A 19,430-nucleotide genomic window follows, 5' to 3' on the forward strand; every position below is an offset into this window, starting at 1 on the left:
GATCAGCTCTGGGGGACCGCCCACAGCGCGGTGGAACCGGCGGTCAGGCCGCTGAGCGTCGTCACCCACCTCTGGCCCGCCTCGTCCCACTGCCGGAAGGTCTCCGCGGTGACCTTGTCACCGTCGAGCGTCAGGATCACGCGGTCGCCGTCGGCCTCCCAGGTGCCGGCCCGGTCCCCGGTCAGGGTGCCGTCGTCGGCCAGCGTGATGGCTTCGGTCCCCGCCATCGACCGGCCGATGGTGCGCGGGCCGTGGTCCACCAGCGCGTAGGAACCGGGCACGTCATCGGCGGATGCCTCCCTGTCCGGATCGCCCGCCCAGCGCAGCGGCGAGATGACGGGCCAGCCGTCCCCGTCGATGTCGAGTTCGTGGACTCGCACCTGGTGTGCCTCTCCCCGCCCGGGGAACCGGGTGTGGAAGGCGATCAGGGTGCGGCCGCTCTCCTCGTCGACGAACGGCGAGCTGCCACCCGGGGAGACGTAGCCGACTGCTGGCATTCCGTCGGCCGCCGGGGCCAGCACGTGGTTACCCATGAGCTTGACTGCGGACTCGGCGATGGTGACGTCGTCGAACAGCGGAAGCGTGGGATCGGACTTCACGTCCGACATCGCCCGGCCCTCGACGTCCACGTACGGTCCGTCGGGGTTCTCCGAGCGCGCGACGCGGATGTTGTAGCCGCCGCCCGCGTCAAGGCCGCCGTAGGTGACGAAGAGGTAGTAGTAGCCGGCCTCCTCGTCGTAGATGACGGCAGGCCCCTCGATGCGGGAGTGGTTCCCGCCCCACAGGTGCGTGCCGTAGCCCTGGCCGGGCAGCGGGAAGCCGGTCGCCGGGTCCAGTTCGAGGATGAACAGGCCGCCTGAGAAGCTCCCGTACACCATCCATAGCTTGCCGTCGGCGTCGTAGAAGACGTCGGGGTCGATCACGTTGGGGTGTACGCGCGCGTCGAACGGGGTACCGTCCTCGCTCTCTCCGCTCATCCCGGACCTGAGGATCAGCCCCAGGTCCTCGTAGGGGCCGGTCACCTCGTCGGCTACCGCGATGCCCATGGCCGAGAGCGGCGAGTCCCCGCGACAGGCGTCGTAGTAGAGGTAGAAGCGCCCGTCGGCGAGCTGGATGATGTCCGGGGCCCAGAGCGTGTCGGTCTCCGCCCACTCGAGGGCCTCTGAGAGCTCCTGCGTGACGTCCTCGAACAGGGGGTTCTCGGGATTGACGCCCTCGGCCTCCTGAGTCCACCGGAGGAGGTCCGGGCTGGAGGCCGCCTGCAGGTGGGAGCCGACGAGGTAGTGGGTGCCGTCGACGGCGATGTGATCGGGGTCGTGCACCGTGACGTCGGCGAACTCCGGGGCGCCGCCCTCGGCCTGACATCCGGTCAGGCCGAGGGCGACGGCGACGGCCAGCGCCGCCATTCGGCTCCGCACGTCAGCGGGCCAGGCGGACCATGGCCCACGACGTGGGCGGCAGGTCGAGCGTGAGGGTTGCGCCGTCGATGACGGCCGAGTCCAGCGCCCTCGGTGCGACGGTGGTGTCGTCCTCAGGGCTGGCCTGCCACAGCGGGTCGCTGTGGTGCAGCACCACGGCCTCGGCCAGCGAGGTGCCGGCCGGGACCTCGCAGGACACCGTGACGGTGTCGGTCTCGTGCCGGTTCACCAGGAACAGAGCGCCCTCCGCCTCGCTCCAGGTGGCGACGGCGTCGACCGCCTGCACGTCGCCGAACTCGGCGCTCCGGATGGTGGGGCCGTCGATGAGGACGCGCAGGACGTCGCCCTGGGCGTACTTCGAGGTCAGCGCGAAGGGATGGAAGATGGTCTGCTTCCAGACCGGGCCCTCGGGCTCGGCCATGATCGGGGCGATGACGTTGACGAGCTGGGCCTGGCTCGCAGACCACACCCGGTCGGTGTGGCGGAGCAGCGAGATGAGCAGGTTGCCCACCACGACGGCGTCGGCCACGCTGTAGTGGTCCTCCAGGAGGCGGGGTGCCACCGGCCAGTCGTCCCCCGTCGGGGGCTGGGACGGCGTGCGGTCCTGGTACCAGACGTTCCACTCGTCGAACGAGATGCCGATGGTCTTGTCGCTCTTGCGGGCGGTGGCCACGGCGTCCGCGGTCGCGGCCACGGAGGCGATGAAGCGGTCCATGTCCTCGGCGGAGACCAGGAACTCCTGGAGGCCGGAGTCCTTGACCCAGTAGTAGGCGTGCGCGGAGACCATGTCCACCTGGTCCCAGGCCTCGGTCAGGACCGTGCGCTCCCACTCGCCGAAGGTCGGCATGGAGCGGCCGGACGAGCCGCAGGCCACCAGCTCGATCCCCGGATCGATCATCCGCATGGCGCGGGCCGTCTCGGTGGCCACCCTGGCGTACTCCTCGGCGGTCTTGTGGCCGATCTGCCACGGGCCGTCCATCTCGTTGCCCAGGCACCACATCTTCACCCGGTAGGGCTCCTCGGCGCCGTTGGCGCGGCGCTGGTCGGCGAAGTGTGAGCCACCCGGCACGTTGCAGTACTCGAGGATGTCGAGGGCCTCCTGCACGCCGCGGGTGCCGAGGTTCACGGCCATCATCGGCTCGATGTCGGCCTTGGCGGCCCACTTCATGAACTCGTCTGTGCCGAAGGTGTTGGGGTCGGTCGAGTGCCAGGCGAGATCCAGGCGGGCGGGACGGTCCTCGACCGGGCCCACGCCGTCCTCCCAGCGGTAGCCGGAGACGAAGTTGCCGCCGGGGTAGCGCACCGTCGAGACGCCCAGCTCGCGCACCACGTCGAGCACGTCGCCGCGGAAGCCGTCCTCGTCGGCGGTGGGGTGACCGGGCTCGTAGATGCCGGTATAGACGCAGCGTCCCAGGTGCTCCACGAACGACCCGAAGGTGCGCCGCCGGACGGGGCCGACGGTGTAGGCAGGGTTGAGGACTAGGCGTGCAACGCTCATGAAATCGGCTCCTTCGCCGCTCGGTCATTCATCGATGTAAACAATCATGACACGACGGTTGGTGCCGGTCAAGGCGCGATGTGGCCCCGCCCGGGGTATCGATTACCGGATCAGGAGATGGCGGGTGCCGACTGGCGGATCACCAGCTCGTATTGGGCGAAGATCCGCTGGATGGGCTTGCGGCCATCGGGGGAGGTGTTGCTCTCCGCGATCCGGTCCTGCAGGAGGGCGACGGCGCGGGAGGCGATCTCGTCGCGCCCGGGTGCGATGGTGCTGAGGGTGGGCCGGGTGTAGGCGGCGTCCTCGATGTCATCGAAGCCGATGACCGCCACGTCGTCCGGGACGTCGATGCGGTGGGAGCTGAGGCTGTGCAGGACGCCGAGAGCCATGGCGTCGTTGAGCGCGAAGGCCGCGTCGAACGGCGCGCCGGACGCGATGAGGGCGTCCATGGCCTGGGCGCCGGTGTTGCGGTGCCAGATCTGCGTCTCGCACATCAGCCGCTCGTCGACGGGAACCCCCGCCTCCGCCATGGCCGCGCGGAACCCCTGCTCGCGGAGCGCCGCCGAGCCCACCTTCTCTCCTGGGTGCGTGCCGATGACCGCGATGCGGCGGTGCCCGGTGTCAAGGAGGTGCTTGGTGGCGGCCTTGGAGGCCTCGACGTTGCTCATGGTGATGTGGTCGTTGGTGGACCCGAACACCCGCTCGCCCAGCAGCACGAGCGGGAAGTCCACCTTGAACAGGTGGATGTCGTCCTGGCCCAGCGCCAGCGGGGAGAAGATCAGGCCGTCGGTCATGAACCGCCGCTGGCCGTGCAGCACGTCGATCTCGCGCTCCCGGTCCGAGTTGGTCTGCTCGATGAGGACCCGCAGGCCCACCTTCTCGGCCTCGACGATGACGGAGTCCGCCAGTTCCGCGAAATAGGGCAGCTTCAGCTCAGGGAGCGCCAGGCCGATCAGGCCCGTGCGACCCTTGCGCAGGTTGCGGGCCGTGATGTTGAGCTCGTAGTCGAGCTTCTCGATGGCCTGCAGCACCTTCTTGCGGGTGCTGTCGCTGACGTGGGGGTGGTCGTTGACCACGTTCGAGACGGTCTTGGCCGACACGCCGGCGAGCCGGGCGACGTCCTGCATCGTCGCAGCCATGAGGCACCCCTTCGGATCGTTGGTTTACATCGATGAGTATTCCACACCGGGCATCACCGGCGTGGGCGGGGCGTCAGGTCAGGGGCCCCGGCTGACAGGTGGGACACCACCAGATGATTCGCTCCTGGCCCGCGCGGGGGTCCGCCACCGAGGTCGCGCCGCCGAGCGTCGCCGACTCCACGGCGGCGCCGCACCGTCGGCACGGCCGGCCCTTCCTCCCGAACACGAAGCTGGCGTGCCCAGGGCGGTGGTCGCCGGTGAAGGTACGCACCGGGCTGTCGAGGTTGCCGAGCATGACCCTCGCGGCGAGGTCCACAGCGGCGCCGGCATCGGTGCGGCCGACAGGCGTGGCCGGATGGACCCCGCGCAGGAAGCAGATCTCGGCGCGGTACTCGTTGCCCACCCCGGCGAGGATCCGCTGGTCGATGAGGGCCTCACCGACGGTGCGCTCGGGGGTGGCGAGCATCCGGCGGAGGGCCTCGTCGCGGCCGGTCGGAGCCCACCGCCCGGAGGTCGCCCAGTCCTCGGCCAGCGGGTCCGGGCCGAGGTGGCCCATGCGGGTGCCGAACTCCGCCATGGGCCACAGCTCCACCAGCCCCAGGCTGTGGCCCACCAGTTCCACGCCGCCGGAGACCTGGACGACCAGCCGCGCCGTGTGCGAGGGGAGGCCCCACCGCTGCCCGACGGGGTGGGTGCGCCAGGCGCCCTCCATGCGCAGGTGGGTGTGCAGGACCTGCTCGTCGCACAGCCAGAACAGGTGCTTGCCGTGCGGCCAGACCCGCCTGATGGTGGTGCCGGTCAGGGAGGCGGTGGCGAGTTGGGGCAGTCGGAACTGGCTGTGCACGATGGTGCGGCCGACGAGCGGCTGCAGCCGCCGGGACAGGCGCCAGACGGAATCCCCCTCAGGCATGCCCGGGCTCCAGCACGATGCCCTTCGGCGAGATCCGCCCCCCCGCGGCCCGCATCGCCGCCTCGAGTCCCGAACCTCCCACGCGGCCTCCGTCGATCTCCTCGATCCGCAGCCGCTCCATGCGCCCCTCGGCGACGGCCTCGAGGAGGGCCCGGGTGACCATGGCGGCCCGTTCGGACCGGTCCGCCGGGTCGCCGAAGAGGGTCAGGACCCGGCCGCCGCGGGTGACGTGGGCCAGGCAGAGCCCGTCGGCCAGGACCACGAGCGCCCCGGCCGCCCTTGCCGGGCGGGCGCTGGGGTGCTCCGGCCAGGGCAGCACGCTGCCGTACGGGTTGGCCGGGTCGAGGGCCGCGAGGACCGCCGGGGCGGGATGGCGCGCACCGGAGGGCCACTCGGTGCGGTCCGGCGAATCGGCGAAGGAACGCACCTGACCGATCACCTCCCGCGTGGTGAACTGGGCCCCGCCCAGGCCCTCGACGACGTAGCCCCGCACCACGGTGCCCGCGCTCTCCAGCTCTGACAGGAGCCGGTATGCGGCCGCGAACCCGCCCGGTGTCCCGTCGGCGGTGACCCCGCCCCGGGTGACCACCCCGTGCCGCTCGAGCCACGACGACGCCGTCGCGATCGCGGCCTCGGCGGGCGGGAGTTGGGGATCGCGCAGGCGGTACCAGCGCCCGGCGGCCGACGGAGGCGTGATCAGTCCGCCGGCCATGAGCAGTCCGCGCGAGGGGCGCGGAAGCCGCGCCCGGCGCCGCGGCGAGGGGCGCGCCGCCCGGTGGGCGCCTCGGCTGCTGCCGCCGATCCGCGCCCGGAGCGCCGCCATCGAGGCCGGCGCCACCGCGCCCTCCTCAGCGGCCCTCCACAACGCCTCGGTCAGCTCCGCCGACGAGCCGCCCAGGGAGGCATGCAGCGAGGCGAAGGTGCCGTCCCCCTCGGCGAGCGCCGCCGCCAGGGCGAGCGCCTCCTCCGACGGGGGAACCTCGACGGGTCCGAGCAGGTCGAGGTCGGCGGCCGGGACGAGGGCGACGAGCGGGTCGTTGGGGCCCGCGGACCCGCGCACCCGGATGACGACCTCCGACTCGGCCACGAGCGCGTCCAGGTGCGCGGGCGAGTAGCCGGCCAGCCGGGAGGGCAGCACCTGCGTCTCCCACGCGCTGGCCGGCAACACCGCGCCGGCCAGGCGCTGCAGGGCGAGGAGGACCTCGTCGGGGCTGGAGCGGGGGCGGTGGTCGAGGAGGTGCGTGGCGGCGAGGAAGCGCGCGTAGGCGCTCTGGGAGACGGGCTGGAGCTCGCGCCGGGCGGCCGCAAGGCTGCGCCCGCGCAGCCGCCTGAGGACCTCTGGGTCCACGAACTCCTGATCGGTCACCCCCGGCGTGAACCTGCCGGTGATGAGGCGCCGGGCCGCCACCTCCCGCTCGATGATCAGCGCCACCGTCGCCGCCCCGAGCCCGAACGCGGCCGCTGCCTCCCGCGCGGTGAAGGGGCCGTGGGTGCGGGCGAAGCGGGCGACCAGCTGGGTGAGGGGGTCGCGGCCCTCGGTGGCGGGGGGCGCGGTGTGCCCGTGCGGTACCGGCACGCCCAGCGCGTCGCGCAGCAGCCCGAGGTCCGAGGGGGCCGCCAGGTGGGGTGCCCCCGCGAGCCGCACAGTGGCCACCCGGCCTGCCAGCTCCGCCAGCGCCGCGTCGAGATCCGGCAGCGCCACCCGCTCCGGGAGGGCGGTGAGCGGCACGGGCCCGAGGAGGCGGGGGAGCTCGGCCAGGTCGTCGACGGTGGCCGCCCTGCGCTGCGGCGCCGTGTGCTGCAGCTCAGCCACCACCTCCGCCACAACGTCCGGGTCCAGTAGCTCCCGCAGATCCAGCGTGCCGAGGGCGGCGGCCAGCAGCTCGGGATCCATCGAGAGCATCGCGGCGCGCCGCTCGGCCAGGGGGGTGTCGCCGTCGTACATGAAGGCGCCGGTGTAGCGGAAGAGCAGTGTCGCGGCGAACGGGCTGGGGGTTTCGGTGGTGATCTCGACCAGCCGAATCCCGCCGGAGCGCAGTCCGCGCATCAGCTCGACGAGGCCGGGCAGATCGTAGGCGTCCTGCGTGACCTCGCGGACTGTCTCGATGATGATGGGGAAGCGTGGATGGTGGCGGGCGACCTCGAGGAGATGCGCGGCGCGCTGGCGCTGCTGCCAGAGCGGCGCGCGGCGCCCGGGGGTACGGCGGGGCAGCAGCAGGGCGCGCGCGGCACACTCCCGGAAGCGCCCGGCGAACAGCGCCGTGCCGCCAACCTGCGAGGTGACGATGTCGATCACGTCGTCTGGGTCCACGACGAGCAACTCGGGGAGCCGGTCCGCGGCCTCGCAGTCGGGCAGCCGCAGCACCACCCCGTCGTCCGAGACGACCGGCTGGACATCGACTCCGGCGGCCCGGGAGAGAGCCTCGGCCATCACGAGCGACCAGGCGCCGAGCACGCGGCGACCGAGCGGGGAGTGCACCACCACGCGCCAGTCACCCAGCTCGTCGCGGAACCTCTCGAGAACCACGGTGGTGTCGTCGGGCAGCACTCCGGTCGCGGCCCGCTGCTCCTCGATGTAGGTGGCCAGGTTCGCGCGGGTGTTCGCGTCGAGCTGCGGGCGGTCGAGCCGCGACGGGTCCCGCGAGATCTCTCGCTGCAGACGCCCGATCTGGCGGCCGAGCTCCGCGGGCCGGCCCTCGTCGTCGCCCCGCCAGAACGGGAGGCGGCCGGTGCGGCCGGGCGCGGGGGAGACGCGCACCTGGTCCCGCGTGATCTCCTCGATCTGCCAGGCGGAGGCGCCCAACGTGAACACGTCGCCCACCCGCGACTCATAGACCATCTCCTCGTCGAGCTCCCCGACGCGACGCGACCCCTGCTCGTCGGTGGCGAGGAACACGCCGAACATCCCGCGGTCCGGGATGGTGCCGCCCGACGTGGCGGCGAGGCGCAGCGCGCCAGGCCGGGGATAGAGCCGCCCGTCGTCGCCGAGGACCAGCCGCGCCCGCAGCTCCCCGAAGTCGGCGGCCGGGTAGGCGCCGGTGAGCAGCTCGACGACGGAGTCCAGCAGGCCGCGCTCCAGGCCGGCGTACGGCCGGGCGCGGGTCACGGTCGAGAACCACTCATCCACGTCGAGCCCGGCGTCACCCGCCGCGGCCGCTGCGGCCACGGTCTGCTGCGCGAGGACGTCGAGCGGGTGTCGCGGGATCCTGAGCTCCTCGATCTCCCCGGCGAGCATGCGTTCGGTGGTGACCACCGCCGGCGCCAGGTCACCTCGGTGCAGCGGATAGACGTCCCCCGCCGACACCGCGCCCACCACGTGTCCGGCGCGCCCGATGCGTTGGAGAGCGTTGGCCACCGACGGCGGGGCGCCGACCTGGATCACCCGGTCCACCGCGCCCATGTCGATGCCCAGCTCCAGCGAGCTGGTGGCCACGACGCACCGCAGTTCGCCCGACTTGAGCGCGCCCTCGATCTCAGCGCGTGCCTCCTTGCTCACGGAGCCGTGGTGGGCGCGCGCGATGACCGCCGGGGCGCCACGGACCGTGTCCACCGGGGCCATCACCTGCGCCGGTGGCTTGTCCGGAAGCTCCGGCAGCGTCTCCGGTGCGTGCTCGGCGGCCCACAGCTCGTTGAGCCGCCCCGTCAGCCGCTCGGCCACGCGTCGCGAGTTGGTGAACACCAGCGTGGACCGTCCGCTGGTGACGGTGTCGTAGACCTGCTGCTCGATGTGCGGCCACAGCGACGACCCCGACGGCCCGTCGACGCTGAGCGTGTCCGTCCCGCCTCCCCGCAGAAGGGGATCGACGGCGGCCTCGGGCGCGCCGGGTGCCGGACCCGGATCCGTGATGTCTGTCACGGGGAGCCGGACGGCCACGTCCCAGCGCTTGTCCGTGCGGGGTGCGACCACGGTGACCGGCCGGTCTCCGGCGAGGAACCGGGCCACGCGTTCGATCGGTCTGACGGTGGCCGAGAGGGCCACCCGCTGAACGTCATGCCCGACGAGGGCGTCGAGCCGCTCCAGGCTGAGGGCCAGGTGGCTGCCACGCTTGGTTCCGGCGACCGCGTGGATCTCGTCGACGATCACCGTCTCGACGCCGGTCAGCGTGGAGCGGGCCGAGCTGGTGAGCATGAGGTAGAGCGACTCGGGAGTGGTGATGAGGATGTCAGGCGGCCGGCGCACGAGGGCGGCGCGCTCCCTCGACGGGGTGTCTCCGCTGCGCACGCCGACGGTGATGTCCGGCAGAGCCAGACCCAGGCGCTCGGCGGTCAGCCGGATTCCGGTGAGCGGGGCGCGCAGGTTGCGTTCGACGTCGACGCCCAGCGCCTTGAGCGGTGAGACGTACACGACGGTGGCGCCCGGTGTCCGAGGCCGCGACGCCAGCCGGTCCAACGCCCACAGGAACGCGGCCAGCGTCTTGCCGGACCCCGTCGGAGCCACGACGAGGGCGTTCTCCCCGCGCGCGATCGCCGCCCAGGCCTCCGCCTGCACCGCCGTCGGGCCCGCGAACACGCCCTCGAACCACCCGCGCGTGGGCGCGGAGAACAGCTCGAGGGCGTCGGTCATGCCGGCAAGTCTGCCACCGCCCCCCGACGCTCCAGTGAAGGTTCCGTGGGTGACTACGCCCACAGAACCCTCACCGCGACATCAGTGGGCGTCGGTGGCCTCGACCTCGGCACCGTCGGTGGACCAGTTGACGTGGAACGACCCCCCGCGGTCCGTCCGTCGGTAGGTGTGTGCGCCGAAGTAGTCGCGCAGGCCCTGGGTGAGGGCCGCGTTGAGGCGCGGGGCGCGCGCCTGGTCGTAGTGTGCGAGCGCCGACGAGAAGCCCGGCACGGGGACCCCTCCCCGGACAGCCTCGACCACCACCGTCCGCCACGCGTCCTGCGCGTCCGCCAGGCCGGCGGCCACCGACGGCGCCTCCAAAAGCGTGGTCAGCTGGCCGGCCGCGTACTCGGAGCGGATGCGCTCCAGCAGCTTGGCCCGGATGATGCAGCCGCCGCGCCAGATCTTGGCGACCTCGCCCACGTTGATGTCCCAGCCGTACTCGTCGGCCGCCATGCGGATCTCGTCGAGCCCTTGGGCGTAGGCGACCACCTTGCTCGCCCACAGCGCCTGGCGGATCTGCTCGACGAACGCCGCCCTGTCCGCGACACCGATCACTCCCGCGGGACCGTGCAGCGCGGCCTGCGCCGCCCGTCGAAGGTCGGGCGACGAGGAGATGGCCCGCGCGAACACGGACTCGGCGATGGTGTTCACCGGGGTGCCCAGATTGAGCGCGGACTGCACGGTCCACGTGCCGGTGCCCTTCATGCCGGCCGCGTCGACGATGACCTCCACGAGCGGGCGGCCGGTGGCGGCGTCGACCTTCCGCAGCACCTCCGACGTGATCTCGATGAGGTAGGAGTCGAGGTCGCCCTCGTTCCAGGCCTCGAAGGTGTCGGCCATCTCGTCGTGGGTGAGCCCGAGGGCCTTGAGCAGCTCGTAGGCCTCGCCGATGAACTGCATGTCGGCGTACTCGATGCCGTTGTGCACCATCTTGACGAAGTGGCCGGCGCCGTCGGTGCCGATCCAGGTGCAGCACGGCTCGCCGTCGACCTTGGCGGAGATGGACTCCAGGATGGGCCCGAGCGCGGCGTAGGACTCGGGTGAGCCGCCGGGCATGATCGACGGCCCCTCCAGCGCGCCCACCTCACCCCCGGAGATGCCGGCGCCCACGAAGTGGAGGCCCAGCTCGCGGAGCTTCTTCTCGCGCCTGCGGGTGTCCTCGAAGAAGGCGTTGCCGCCGTCGACGACGATGTCGCCCTCGTCGAGGAGGGGGAGGAGCGAGTCGATGGTGGCGTCCGTGCCGGCGCCCGCCTTCACCATGATGACGATGCGGCGCGGCTGTTCGAGCGAGGCCACGAAGTCCGAGAGTTCGGCTGAGGGGCGGAAGTCGCCCTCGTGGCCGTGCTCGGCGATCACCGCGTCGGTCTTGGCGGTGGTCCGGTTGTACACCGCGACCCGATGGCCGTTTCGGGCCAGGTTCCGGGCCAGGTTTGAGCCCATCACCGCCATCCCGATCACGCCGATGTTGGCCTGCTGCGTCTCGGACATATCCATCCCTTCGTCGGAAGTCAGGTTCCCGCAGAGCCTATCTGGCAAAATCGGGGCAAGCCCGGCCCTGCCGTCGATTGGATCCGCCATGCGCCTCACGACCACCCTCTGGTTCGCCACCGAGGCGGAGCGGGCAGCCAGACGCTACGTCGAGATCTTCGGCGGCGCCGAACCGCGTGTCCAGCATGGGCCGGACGGGTCGGTGCTGCTGGTCGAGTTCACGGTCCTCGGCTGCCACTTCACCGCCATGAACGGTGCCCGGGTGGCGCCGAGCGAGGCGATCTCGTTCGCGGTGCCCTGCGACACGCAGGAACAGATCGACACCATCTCCGACTCGCTCATCGCCGACGCCGGCGAACAGCAGGCCTGCGGCTGGCTGCGCGACGAGTTCGGGATCTCGTGGCAGATCCTGCCCGCCGAGCTGCCCACGCTCATGGCGGATCCGGAGTGGGGTGGGCACGTCATGCGCGAGCTGCTCACCATGCGGCGCATCGAGCTCCGCCGGCTGCTCGCCGCAGGGCACGTCGAGTAGGGCTCAGCGCGTCGGGCCTCCCAGAAGGCCTGAGCCGCCGATCACCTCGATCACCTCGTCGTCGAGCACCACCTCGACGGGGCCACCGTCGTGCGGCATGGAGGCTGCCAGCAACGGCGTGCTGAGCCGGATCTCGCCATCGATCGCCTCAAGGCGCACCCCGGTGGCCGGCTCGATCGGCCCCTCGGGCAGCCACACGAAGCGCTCGGACGAGCCGAGGGCGGCATGCCGGCCCAGGTCCGGGTGGGCGGTGGCGACGAGGCGGCCGTCGACCACGTGCATCACGTGGGGGATGGACAGGCAGCCGGTCCATCCGTCGCCGCGCACCTCCCGGAGCCAGGCCATCATGCACGGGCGCCGGTCGGCGTCGCGGAAGACGGTGGGCGCGTAGTACGTGCCGTACGTGAGGCGCCCCCACGTGGTGGCGTGGAACCGCCCGTCCGCGAAGGTGCCGAGGGCGTACCCCGCGTGGTGGAGTTGGCCGTCCTCCCAGACCGAGGTGAGCATCACCCAGACGCCGTCCACCTCGATCACCTGCGGGCACTCCCACAGCGCGCCCATCCACGCGCCGTCGGTCTCGGACTTGTGGCGGCTGAGCGCCACGCCCTCATAGGTCCACGTCTCACCGTCGGTGGAGACGTAGCCGTGCATCATCGCGTGGCCCGAAGCCGAGTCCGAACCCACCATCATCCGCCACAGGTCCCCGTCGCGGAGGACGAAGGGGTCCCGGTAGTCCTTGATGCCCAGGCCCTCCGGCGGTGCAGCGACGACGGGGCCCTTGGTCCAGGAGCGCAGACCGTCGTCCAGGGGGCGGGCGGTGCGGATGGACGCCAGCCCCAGCCACGGCTCGCGTGCGGAGGTGTAATACGCGATGAGCCCCTGCCCGTCCTCGACGATGCAGCCGGTCCAGATGCCCTCGTCGCCGTCGCCCGGCTCGATGGCGGAGCCGACGTAGCTGAGGCTGAACAGATCCTCGCCGACGGCGTGGCCCCAGCGGATCGCCTTGTCCCACTCCACCGTCTCCGGCGAGTGCTGATGGAAGAGGTGGTAGCCGTCCGTGCGGTGGATGACGCCGTGCGGGTCGTTGAGCCAGCCGTGCGGGGAGCGGTAGTGCAGCCTCATGGACTGAGACTAGGCCCTTGGAGTTGGCCTTGGCTCAGAGGTTGGTCATCCGGTCGAGCTCCTCGGGATACCGGGCGCCGGTGATCTCGATCCGATCCGCTGCATCACGGATCTCGCCGAGCTGGGCGACGGACAGCTCGATGGCCGCCGCGCCGATGTTCTCCTCGAGCCGCGCGATCCGCTTGGTGCCCGGGATGGGCACCATCCACGGCTTCTGGTTCAGCACCCACTGCAGCGCGAGCTGCGCAGGCGTGCATCCCACCTCGACCGCCACCCGGTTGAGGGTCTCGACGAGGGCCAGATTCGCCTGCAGCGCCTCGCCCTGGAATCGCGGGGTGCGGCCGCGGAAGTCGGTGTCGCTGAAGGTTGTCGAGGCGTCGATGGTGCCGGTGAGGAACCCCTTGCCGAGCGGGCTGAACGGGACCATTCCGATGCCGAGTTCCTCGAGCACCGGGATGACGTCCGTCTCGCGTTCCCGCCACCACATCGAGTACTCGCTCTGCACCGCCGTCACCGGCTGCACGGAGTGGGCGCGGCGGATCGTCGCCGCGGACGCCTCGGACAGCCCGAAGTGCAGCACCTTGCCCGCCTCGATCAGCTCCTTGACGGTGCCGGCCACCTCCTCGATGGGGACGGTGGTGTCCACGCGGTGCTGGTAGTAGAGGTCGATGTGGTCGGTCCGGAGGCGGCGCAGCGAGTGTTCCACGGCGCGTCGGATGCTGTCCGGGCGGCTGCAGACGCCCCCCGCGGGAACGCCGTTCTCCTCGAACGCGAACCCGAACTTGGTGGCGATCTTCACCTGGTCGCGGACGGGTTCCAGGGCTTCACCCACCACGTCCTCGTTGGTGAAGGGGCCGTAGACCTCGGCCGTGTCGAAGAGGGTGACCCCCAGATCGACGGCGCGGCGGATGAGCGTGATCGCCTCCTCCCGGGGGACGTTCGCGGTCGCGCCGTAGGCACCCGTGAGGCTCATGCAGCCCAGGCCGATCTCGCTGACCGTCAGTGACCGGCCGAGTGTGCGTTGCTTCATCGTTCTCCTTGTGTTTCGTACGTCAGCGGTGGGTGGTGCGCGGCCGTCCAGCTTCCGAGGAGCGCGAGCGCCTCCTCGGACTGGCTGTTGGGCTCGACGGTGTAGACGATGAGGGTGAGCCCGGGATCGCCCGGGAACAGGAGCGCCTCGCCCGTGACCTCCACGTCGCCGACGACGCCGTGATGGAGCGTCTTGGTGGCGGTGGTGTGGAACTTCACCTGGTGGCCGGCCCACCAGGTGCGGAACTCCTCGCTGCGGGTGGAGAGTTCGCCGACGAGGTCTGTGAGGCCCCGGTCGTAGGGATTGCGCCCCGCCTCGATGCGCAGCGCTGCGACCATGTCCCGCGCCACGTTCTCCCACGCGACGAAGAACGACCGCGAGCCCGGGTCCAGGAACAGGTAGCGGGCGATGTTGAAGCCGACGGCGTCGTCGCCGTAGCCGTCGCTGAAGAGGGCGCGGCCGAGCCGGTTCGCGGCGACGATGTCCCCGCGGAGGTTGCGGATGTAGGCCGGGCCGCTGATCGTGTCCAGGACACGCTGCAGGCCGGGGCGCACGCCGGCACGACCGGAGCTGCCGCCGGATCGGGCGGGAGGCTTGCGGCTGGTGTTAGCCGTCGCGTGCAGGTTGAGCAGGTGCGTGCGCTCGGCCTCGTCGAGTTGGAGGGCCCGTGCGACGGCGTCGAGGACCGACTCCGAGACGCCGTCGAGGCGGCCCCGCTCGAGCCTGGTGTAGTAGTCGATGCTCACCCCGGCGAGCATCGCCACCTCCTCGCGACGCAGGCCCTTCACCCGACGGCGCCCGCCATAGAGCGGCAGGCCCGCCTGCTGGGGGCTCAGCCTGGCGCGGCGGGTGGTGAGGAAGTCGCGCACCTCGTCTCTGTTGTCCACGTCTTCAACGGTATGGCCCTCGGCGCGGCGGAGGGAGTGTCTGTCAGTACCAGGAAGCGCAGCGCACGGGTCCGCGGCGCGGCGGGGTGTCGGTCGGCGTCGCTAAGGTGGCCAGCGTGATCACCGGAGAGCTCAAGAGCAGGATCGACCGCATCTGGGACGCCTTCTGGTCGGGCGGCATCTCCAACCCCATGGAGGTCATCGAGCAGATCACCTACCTGCTGTTCCTCAAGCGCCTCGACGACATCCAGACCCTCAAGGAGAAGAGGGCGCGGTTCTACAGCTCCGAGGTGGAGGACCCCATCTACCGGGACGATCAGCAGCACCTGCGCTGGGGTCGTTTCGTGCATGCGGAGCCGGGTGAGATGCACCGCGTCGTGGCAGACGAGGTGTTCCCCTTCCTGCGCGGGCTCGGGGACGGCACCACCTACTCGGCGCACATGCGCGACGCCCGGTTCACCATCCCGACGCCGGCGCTGCTCGCCCGCGTGGTGGAGATGATCGACGGCCTAGAGCTGACGGACCGCGACACCAACGGCGACCTCTACGAGTACCTGCTGTCCAAGATCGCCAGCGCCGGCGTCAACGGCCAGTTCCGCACCCCACGGCACATCATCCAGCTGATGGTCGACATGACGGCGCCCACGCCGAGGGACGAGATCTGCGACCCGGCCTGCGGCACCGCCGGCTTCCTCGTCGCCGCCTCCGAGTACCTGCGCGAGAACCACCCCTCGGTGCTCACCGACGCCGAGCAGCGCCGCCACTTCCACCACTCGATGTTCCACGGCTACGACTTCGACGGCACCATGCTGCGCATCGGCAGCATGAACATGCTGCTGCACGGCATCGAGGCGCCGGACATCCGGTACCGAGACTCCCTCTCCGAGGGCGCCAGCGCCGACGCGGAGAAGTACACGCTGATCCTGGCGAATCCGCCGTTCGCCGGGTCGCTGGACTACGAGTCCACGGCGAAGGACCTGCAGCGCATCGTCAAGACGAAGAAGACCGAGCTGCTGTTCCTAGCGCTGTTCCTCAAGCTGCTCAAGCCCGGCGGCCGCGCGGCGGTGATCGTGCCCGACGGCGTGCTGTTCGGCTCCTCGAAGGCGCACAAGGACCTGCGACGCGCGCTGGTGGAGGACCAGAAGCTCGACGCCGTCGTCAAGCTCCCCTCAGGCGTGTTCCGGCCGTACGCGGGGGTGTCCACGGCCATCCTGTTCTTCACGAAGACCGACAGCGGCGGCACCGACGACGTCTGGTTCTACGACGTCCGCGCAGACGGCTTCTCCCTGGACGACAAGCGCAACCCCGTCGAGGCCGACGACCTCCCCGACGTGCTCGCTCGATGGGGAAGCCGGACGACGACGGAGCGCGAGCGCGCCCGCACGGACCAGTCGTTCCTGGTGCCCAAGGCAGACATCGTCGCCCAGGGCTACGACCTCAGCCTGAACCGCTACAAGGAGATCGTCCACGACGAGGAGGAGCACCGCCCGCCGTTGGAGATCATCGCCGACATCGAGGAGTTGGAGCGGGAGATCACGACGGGGATAGCGGAGCTGAAGGCGATGCTCTCGTGAACTACCCATCTGTGCCCCTTCTGGAGGCCGTCCAAGACGTTTCTGCAGGGAACTCGAAGGTTCCGCACGCCGACTATCAGAGCTCTGGGCCGCTAGTGGTGTGTCGGTGATATAACTTTACGGTTGGGTGGGACAATTGGGGCATGGCGAATAGGACAGCCCCGGCACTGGAATTGCGTGACGGTGACAGGGTCGAGTTGGAACGGCTGACTCGGGCGGCGACGGTGATGGCCTCGACCGCGCAGCGCGCGAGGATCGTGTTGTTGGCCGCTGACGGGGTCGGGAACCAGGTGATCGCAGACACCGTCGGAGTGTCGAGGCCGACGGTGAACCTGTGGCGAGACCGCTACGTCGAGCGCGGTCTGCGTGGTCTGGCTGACGAGCCCCGCCCGGGGCGACCCCGGCAGGTCGACAGGGTCGCGATCCTCGCCGCCACTTTGGACCCGCCGCCGGCCAGTCTCGGGGTCACGCACTGGTCGTCTCGGCTGCTGGCCCCACGGTTGGGGGTCGACCACGCCACCGTCGCCGCGGTGTGGAAGGAATACGGGGTCCGCCCGTGGAAGGCGGAGACCTTCAAGTTCTCCACTGACCCGGAGCTGGTGGCCAAGGTCACCGACGTCGTCGGCCTGTACCTGGCGCCACCGGAGAACGCGATCGTGCTGTGCGTGGATGAGAAGTCCCAGATCCAGGCGTTGAACCGGACCCAGAAGACACTGCCGATGGCGCCGGGCCACGCCGAGCAACGCACCCATGACTACGTCCGCCACGGCACCACCACCCTGTTCGCCGCGTTGGAGATCGCCACCGGGAAAGTCACAGGGTTGTGTAAAGGCCGGCACCGGCATCAGGAGTTCCTCGGCTTCCTCAAACACGTGGCCCGCGCCTACCCCGACCAGGAACTGCACCTCGTCATGGACAACTACGCCACCCACAAGAAGGCCGAGGTCCGCGACTGGCTCGCCGGGAACCCCCGGATCACGGTCCACTTCACCCCGACCTCCGGCTCGTGGCTCAACCTCGTCGAGGTCTGGTTCGGCATCATCGAACGCCAAGCCATCCGACGCGGGACCTTCACCTCGGTCCGCGACCTCACAGGCAAGATCCGCACCTTCATCACCGGATGGAACCGACGCAAACACCCATTCATGTGGACCAAGACTCCCGACCAGATTCTTGACCGAATCAACCGGAAACGTAAACATGCCTTAACAACAGGCCACTAGCTGTCGTGGATCAAGGGCAGAGACTGATTGCCGGTTTCACGCACGACTTGTCCACCTTGGTGAGGTGCGAGTCGCCTCTCGTGGTCTTCGGCGACCACACACGCGCGATCAAGTACGTGGACTTCCCATTCGCGGTTGGGGCAGACGGAGTCAAGCTGTTACAAGCCAGGGATGGCTTCGAGCCCCGCTTCATCTACCACTACCTCCGTGCCCATCCTGTAGAGGCCGCCGGTTACTCGAGGCACTTCAAGTTCCTAAAGGAAATCAGACTACCCAAGCCGCCGAGGGCAGATCAGAAGCGGATTGTGGCGATCCTCGACAAGGCCGACGCCATCCGCGCCAAGCGCCGCCAGGTCCTCGCCCACCTCGACGCCCTCACCCAGTCGATCTTCCACGAGATGTTCAGCAACAGCGACTGGCCGACCCTGCCCCTTGTTGAGTTGGCGGCCTCCAACGACGACGTAAAGTGCGGGCCTTTCGGGACCCAGCTGCAGCAGTCTGAATTCCGCCACGAGGGTGTTCCGCTGATCGGCATCAAGAATGTAAACGCGCGATTTGGTCTGCCACCGTTCGAGTTTCTGGATGAGCGCACAGCGCACCGACTTGAGAGCTACTCCATCTTGCCCGGTGACATCTTGATGACCCGCAAGGGCACCATCGGCAACTGCGCCGTGTATCCGGACTCTGCGCCACGCGCGATCATGCACTCGGACCTGTTGCGGCTGCGACTGACCCCTGACAAGGCAGACGCGATCTACATGGAGCATCAACTCCAGCTCAGTTCGCGGGTCACCCGTCAGATCGCGATGATGAGCCCGGGTGCTGTGATGCCCGGGATCAACGTCACCAAACTCAAGTCACTCAGGGTCGATGCCCCGCCGCTACCACGGCAACTGGCCTTCTCCGCCCGCGTCAGAGCGATCAAAGGCCACCGCGAGACGACGAGCCTTGCTCTCCTCTTTGCTGATGACCTGTTCGCTTCCGTCCAGTCGCGCGCGTTCAAGGGGGAACTCTGATGTCCATGCCCGCCTGGCAGCAGTTCATGGCGCCGGTGCTCCGTGCGCTCCTGGATGGGCGGCAGGCCAAGCGCCGGGAGCTGTACGAGGTGGTGGCTACCGACGTCGGCATCACGGACGAGCAGCGCGCCGAGCTGTTGGCGTCGGGGCAGGTGAAGTTCTAGAACCGGATCGGCTGGGCCACGTCGTACCTCAACCGCGTGGGCGCGCTGCGCCGACCCGAGCGGGCCACGTACCAGATCACTGAGAGGGACGGGCCCTGCTCGCGAGGCACCCGGACGGCATCGAGGAGCGTCACCTGGGCGAACTCACCCCGGGCGGGGTCCTCGAGTGGCGCCTGCCGAAGCGCGCGGCCGATCCCCAGCCGACAGCCCTTGACGCAGAGCCGGCGACGACGGAGCTCGACCCGGTCGAGCAGGTTGAGGAGGGGATCGCGCAGATCCAGGCCGACGTCGCCGCCGACCTCCTCGCCCGCCTTCACGCCCAGCACCCCACCTTCTTCGAGAGGGTTGTCGTCGACCTCCTCGTCGCGATGGGGTACGGGGGCGCCGAGGGGCGCGCGACGGTCACCCAGGCGTCGAACGACGGCGGCATCGACGGCGTGATCGACCAGGACGCGCTCGGGCTCAACCGCGTCTACGTGCAGGCCAAGCGCTGTGAAGCGGGCACTTACCGCCGACTCACGAGCTGCGGCGCGGCCCCCTACCGCTGGCTGAGGTGGCGCGAAGCGCCCTCGAAGCCTAGGAAACGTAGGCTGACAAGGTCACTTTTCTGAGGCTTCGAGGCTCGTCGCTGCGCTCCTCGCACCTCAGCCCGCGGGTGGGGGCGTCGCTGCGCTTCTCAGCGTGCGGGAGGGCTGCGACTGGTGGGTCAAGCGGTGGTGGGGGGGGGGGGGGGGGGGGGGGGGGGGGGGGGGGGGGGGGGGGGGGGGGGGGGGGGGGGGGGGGAGAGAGCGGGGACGGGGGGAGGAGGGACCCACCCCCACAC

At 70.4% G+C, this 19,430-nt stretch carries 16 protein-coding genes; 6 read left to right on the forward strand and 10 right to left on the reverse strand.

Annotated elements, in window-relative coordinates:
* Positions 1 to 2 precede the first annotated feature (2 nt).
* The 6 genes from ACZK5D_RS05095 to gnd all read right to left on the reverse strand — a co-directional run bounded on the left by ACZK5D_RS05095 (position 3) and on the right by gnd (position 11,059).
* On the reverse strand, positions 3 to 1,418 hold the full coding sequence (locus ACZK5D_RS05095) for a glycoside hydrolase family 43 protein (protein ID WP_463664490.1): 1,416 nt from the start codon (positions 1,416 to 1,418) through the stop codon (positions 3 to 5).
* A 1-nt stretch (position 1,419) separates the two neighbouring features.
* Positions 1,420 to 2,916, reverse strand: coding sequence for an arabinosylfuranosidase ArfA (arfA, locus tag ACZK5D_RS05100; RefSeq protein ID WP_463664491.1), 1,497 nt, complete (start codon positions 2,914 to 2,916; stop codon positions 1,420 to 1,422).
* A gap of 110 nt (positions 2,917 to 3,026) precedes the next feature.
* On the reverse strand, positions 3,027 to 4,055 hold the full coding sequence (locus ACZK5D_RS05105) for a LacI family DNA-binding transcriptional regulator (protein ID WP_463664492.1): 1,029 nt from the start codon (positions 4,053 to 4,055) through the stop codon (positions 3,027 to 3,029).
* Between the two features lie 73 nt (positions 4,056 to 4,128).
* Positions 4,129 to 4,965, reverse strand: coding sequence for a DNA-formamidopyrimidine glycosylase family protein (locus ACZK5D_RS05110; RefSeq protein ID WP_463664493.1), 837 nt, complete (start codon positions 4,963 to 4,965; stop codon positions 4,129 to 4,131).
* A complete protein-coding gene (locus ACZK5D_RS05115; RefSeq protein ID WP_463664494.1) occupies positions 4,958 to 9,529 on the reverse strand; it encodes a DEAD/DEAH box helicase in 4,572 nt (1,523 codons plus the stop codon). The genes ACZK5D_RS05110 and ACZK5D_RS05115 overlap by 8 nt, the downstream gene beginning before the upstream one ends.
* A gap of 81 nt (positions 9,530 to 9,610) precedes the next feature.
* Positions 9,611 to 11,059 carry an NADP-dependent phosphogluconate dehydrogenase gene (gene gnd, locus ACZK5D_RS05120; protein WP_463664495.1) on the reverse strand — a complete coding sequence of 483 codons (1,449 nt, stop codon included), beginning with the start codon at positions 11,057 to 11,059 and terminating at the stop codon, positions 9,611 to 9,613.
* 88 nt (positions 11,060 to 11,147) lie between these two features.
* Here gnd and ACZK5D_RS05125 point away from each other — a divergent pair, with 88 nt between their 5' ends.
* On the forward strand, positions 11,148 to 11,591 hold the full coding sequence (locus ACZK5D_RS05125) for a VOC family protein (protein ID WP_458993451.1): 444 nt from the start codon (positions 11,148 to 11,150) through the stop codon (positions 11,589 to 11,591).
* A 3-nt stretch (positions 11,592 to 11,594) separates the two neighbouring features.
* On the opposite strand, the gene ACZK5D_RS05130 is transcribed toward ACZK5D_RS05125, so the two are convergent.
* From ACZK5D_RS05130 to ACZK5D_RS05140, 3 genes are read right to left on the reverse strand one after another with little or no spacing between them, the layout of a single operon-like run.
* Positions 11,595 to 12,713, reverse strand: a complete 1,119-nt coding sequence (locus tag ACZK5D_RS05130) for a glycoside hydrolase family 32 protein (RefSeq protein WP_463664496.1) — start codon at positions 12,711 to 12,713, stop codon at positions 11,595 to 11,597.
* Positions 12,714 to 12,747: 34 nt separating this feature from the next.
* Entirely contained in the window at positions 12,748 to 13,743 is a 996-nt protein-coding gene (locus ACZK5D_RS05135; protein WP_463664497.1) for an aldo/keto reductase, read from the reverse strand.
* The gene (locus tag ACZK5D_RS05140) at positions 13,740 to 14,630 is read right to left on the reverse strand and encodes a helix-turn-helix transcriptional regulator (protein ID WP_463664498.1); all 891 of its coding nucleotides are present in this window, start codon (positions 14,628 to 14,630) and stop codon (positions 13,740 to 13,742) included. The genes ACZK5D_RS05135 and ACZK5D_RS05140 overlap by 4 nt, the downstream gene beginning before the upstream one ends.
* A 116-nt stretch (positions 14,631 to 14,746) precedes the next feature.
* Between ACZK5D_RS05140 and ACZK5D_RS05145 the strand changes: the two genes are divergently transcribed.
* The 4 genes from ACZK5D_RS05145 to ACZK5D_RS05160 all read left to right on the forward strand — a co-directional run bounded on the left by ACZK5D_RS05145 (position 14,747) and on the right by ACZK5D_RS05160 (position 18,607).
* A complete protein-coding gene (locus ACZK5D_RS05145) occupies positions 14,747 to 16,204 on the forward strand; it encodes a type I restriction-modification system subunit M (protein WP_463664499.1) in 1,458 nt (485 codons plus the stop codon).
* Positions 16,205 to 16,347: 143 nt separating this feature from the next.
* Positions 16,348 to 17,427: an IS630 family transposase gene (locus ACZK5D_RS05150; RefSeq protein WP_463664500.1), complete on the forward strand. Its 1,080-nt coding sequence runs from the start codon at positions 16,348 to 16,350 to the stop codon at positions 17,425 to 17,427.
* Positions 17,428 to 17,732: 305 nt separating this feature from the next.
* Entirely contained in the window at positions 17,733 to 18,443 is a 711-nt protein-coding gene (locus ACZK5D_RS05155) for a restriction endonuclease subunit S (protein WP_463664501.1), read from the forward strand.
* Positions 18,443 to 18,607, forward strand: coding sequence for a winged helix-turn-helix domain-containing protein (locus ACZK5D_RS05160; protein WP_463664502.1), 165 nt, complete (start codon positions 18,443 to 18,445; stop codon positions 18,605 to 18,607). The genes ACZK5D_RS05155 and ACZK5D_RS05160 overlap by 1 nt, the downstream gene beginning before the upstream one ends.
* Here the strand turns inward: ACZK5D_RS05160 and ACZK5D_RS05165 are convergent.
* Positions 18,604 to 18,933 (reverse strand): hypothetical protein, encoded by a 330-nt coding sequence (locus ACZK5D_RS05165; protein ID WP_463664503.1) that lies wholly within the window; start codon positions 18,931 to 18,933, stop codon positions 18,604 to 18,606. The two genes, ACZK5D_RS05160 and ACZK5D_RS05165, sit on opposite strands and share 4 nt — an antisense overlap.
* A gap of 42 nt (positions 18,934 to 18,975) precedes the next feature.
* On the opposite strand from ACZK5D_RS05165, the gene ACZK5D_RS05170 reads away from it, so the two are divergent.
* A complete protein-coding gene (locus ACZK5D_RS05170) occupies positions 18,976 to 19,218 on the forward strand; it encodes a restriction endonuclease (protein WP_463664504.1) in 243 nt (80 codons plus the stop codon).
* Positions 19,219 to 19,430: the final 212 nt, after the last annotated feature.

This window comes from Tessaracoccus yangjingae, assembly GCF_055326235.1.

Excerpts from the sequence above, each read along its gene's own strand:
- arfA (WP_463664491.1), bottom strand. The coding sequence starts at position 2,916 with ATGAGCGTTGCACGCCTAGTCCTCAACCCTGCCTACACCGTCGGCCCC.
- ACZK5D_RS05170 (WP_463664504.1), top strand. The coding sequence starts at position 18,976 with ATGGGGTACGGGGGCGCCGAGGGGCGCGCGACGGTCACCCAGGCGTCG.
- gnd (WP_463664495.1), bottom strand. The coding sequence starts at position 11,059 with ATGTCCGAGACGCAGCAGGCCAACATCGGCGTGATCGGGATGGCGGTG.
- ACZK5D_RS05135 (WP_463664497.1), bottom strand. The coding sequence starts at position 13,743 with ATGAAGCAACGCACACTCGGCCGGTCACTGACGGTCAGCGAGATCGGC.
- ACZK5D_RS05125 (WP_458993451.1), top strand. The coding sequence starts at position 11,148 with ATGCGCCTCACGACCACCCTCTGGTTCGCCACCGAGGCGGAGCGGGCA.
- ACZK5D_RS05105 (WP_463664492.1), bottom strand. The coding sequence starts at position 4,055 with ATGGCTGCGACGATGCAGGACGTCGCCCGGCTCGCCGGCGTGTCGGCC.
- ACZK5D_RS05150 (WP_463664500.1), top strand. The coding sequence starts at position 16,348 with ATGGCGAATAGGACAGCCCCGGCACTGGAATTGCGTGACGGTGACAGG.
- ACZK5D_RS05160 (WP_463664502.1), top strand. The coding sequence starts at position 18,443 with ATGTCCATGCCCGCCTGGCAGCAGTTCATGGCGCCGGTGCTCCGTGCG.
- ACZK5D_RS05110 (WP_463664493.1), bottom strand. The coding sequence starts at position 4,965 with ATGCCTGAGGGGGATTCCGTCTGGCGCCTGTCCCGGCGGCTGCAGCCG.
- ACZK5D_RS05130 (WP_463664496.1), bottom strand. The coding sequence starts at position 12,713 with ATGAGGCTGCACTACCGCTCCCCGCACGGCTGGCTCAACGACCCGCAC.
- ACZK5D_RS05115 (WP_463664494.1), bottom strand. The coding sequence starts at position 9,529 with ATGACCGACGCCCTCGAGCTGTTCTCCGCGCCCACGCGCGGGTGGTTC.